This is a genomic window from Vibrio sp. 1249-1 (assembly GCF_033340495.1).
Window position 1 is genome coordinate 1 of the sequence record NZ_JAWOWJ010000403.1, and the last position, 780, is coordinate 780.

The window sequence follows — 780 nt, forward strand, 5'->3', positions numbered from 1 at the left end:
AGAAGTTTTAGAGAAGCGTTATAACAACGCGATGAAGCGTATCACACAGACCAACAATGAAGACGCGTTTCAGCTTTATATGAACGCCTTCGCAAGACAGGTCGATCCTCATACTAGTTACCTTTCTCCTCGTAACGCAGAGCAATTCCAATCAGAAATGAACCTGTCTCTTGAAGGGATTGGTGCCGTTTTGCAAATGACAGATGACTACACTGTTATTCGTTCATTGGTAGTTGGTGGCCCTGCGTCTAAGAGTAAGCAACTTGGTGAAGGGGACCGCATCATTGGTGTTGGTCAAGACGGTGAAGAAATTGTCGATGTGATTGGCTGGCGTCTGGATGATGTAGTTCAATTAATCAAAGGTCCTAAAGGAACAAAGGTTAATCTACAAATCTTGCCAGAAGGTAATGACGCAAAGAGTTACATTGTCACAATTGTGCGCGACAAAGTTCGTTTAGAAGACCGAGCGGTTAAGTCTGAGATCATTGAGAAAGACGGCAAGAAGATTGGTGTTCTTGAAGTACCAAGTTTCTACGTCGGTCTTTCACAAGACACAGACAAGCTACTTAATGACCTAAAAGCGAAAAACGTTGACGGTATCATCGTTGATTTACGTAACAACGGTGGTGGTGCTCTTACTGAAGCAACAGCACTTACTGGCCTCTTCATTAAAGAAGGCCCAGTCGTACAAGTGCGCGACAGCTATGGCCGCATCAAAGTTAATGCTGATACCGACGGACTGGTAAGTTACGATGGTCCTTTGACGGTATTAATCAACCG

General features: G+C 44.2%; 1 protein-coding gene. It reads left to right on the forward strand.

The features are described 5' to 3' along the window. A partial coding sequence (locus R7Z50_RS26650; RefSeq protein WP_318149634.1) for a S41 family peptidase occupies positions 1–780 on the forward strand: 780 nt, incomplete at both ends.